The 1,368-nt window shown below is 44.7% G+C and carries 2 protein-coding genes; both read right to left on the minus strand.

Annotated elements, in window-relative coordinates:
* Window positions 1-921, minus strand: a 921-nt coding sequence (locus WEIDD23_RS14795; RefSeq protein ID WP_242865492.1) for an FGGY family carbohydrate kinase, incomplete at its 3' end; no start/stop codon positions are given.
* Window positions 922-1,019: 98 nt separating this feature from the next.
* Window positions 1,020-1,205, minus strand: coding sequence for a 2-hydroxymuconate tautomerase (locus WEIDD23_RS09135; protein ID WP_003609051.1), 186 nt, complete (start codon window positions 1,203-1,205; stop codon window positions 1,020-1,022).
* Between the last annotated feature and the right edge of the window lie 163 nt (window positions 1,206-1,368).

Genomic DNA, 1,368 nt, shown 5'->3' on the forward strand with positions numbered 1-1,368 from the left:
AAAGACAGACCCTTCTAATGCATAGGTAACTTCTCCATTCAAGCTGTAGCCAATGGTTGTCAACAAACCATGCTGCGACGTTGAAATGTCCGTGCCAGTGTTCATCACAATAAATGAACCCGTCCCAAAGGTATTCTTCACATCCCCTGGTGTAAACGCCTTATGACCAAAGAGCGCTGCTTGTTGGTCACCGGCAATACCAGCAATTGGCACTTGAATACCGAAAAAGGCATAATCAGCCGTATACCCAAACAATCCCGAAGAGTCTTTCACATCTGGCAACATGCTTGCTGGAATATTAAACTTCTCTAACAACTCCGTATCCCATGATAGGGTGTGGATGTTAAACAGCATCGTGCGTGAGGCATTTGAATAGTCCGTTGCATGCACAGCCCCATTCGTCAGCTTATACAATAGCCAAGAATCGATTGTCCCAAACAACAAATCGCCCGCTTCAGCTCGGTCGCGAGCACCCGGCACATTGTCGAGCAACCACATAATCTTCGTGGCTGAGAAATAGGCGTCAATCCACAAACCTGTCTTCTCATAAACAAAATCAGTTAATCCGGCTGCTTTTAACGATTCAGCAATCGCATCACTTTGCTTTGATTGCCACACAACGGCTGGTGCAATTGGTTCACCCGTAAATCGATCCCAAATAACCGTTGTTTCACGTTGGTTTGTTAGACCGATACCGGCAACTTTATAAGGTGGCACATTGGCCTGAATCACCACTTCAGCCATCACTTGACGCGCATGGTCCCAAATAATCTCCGCATCGTGTTCAACCCAGCCTGGTTGCTTAAAAATTTGTGGCAACTCTTTTTGTGCTGTTGCCACGGCCTTACCATCTGCGTCAAACAAAATCGCGCGAGTACTTGTCGTCCCTTGATCCAACGCCATAATATATTGATCAGCCATACATAGCTCCTAATTATCGTTTTATATCTAACATATTCCCAACAATATGCGAAAAAAGAGGAGTGGTATTTAAATACCACTCCTCTTATTGTACGCAATTACTTTTCAGAACGCAAAGTACCACCGTCCATAAAACGGTCCGCACGCATTTCGTTCACAATCACCTTAATCGCCTCACGTGGGGCACCAGTGTTCTTTTCAACTGCTGCCGTAATATCAGCCATCATTCCCTTTAGTTGCTCATCTGAGCGACCTTCAACCAGTTCTACGTGTACAAAAGGCATTATTCTTTCCTCGTCTCTTCTTTATTACTTATTTAATAGCTTATCAGCCTCGGCATCCAAATTCAATGCATCCGTAATTTGTGCCTGTGCGGCTAACCGTTCACGCCTGATTTGGCTTTGCAAATCTTCGTTCCAGAAATTGTTCGATACGTTAACCGTGTTA

The sequence above is a fragment of the Weissella sp. DD23 genome (assembly GCF_001579105.1).
Taxonomy (GTDB): domain Bacteria; phylum Bacillota; class Bacilli; order Lactobacillales; family Lactobacillaceae; genus Weissella; species Weissella cibaria.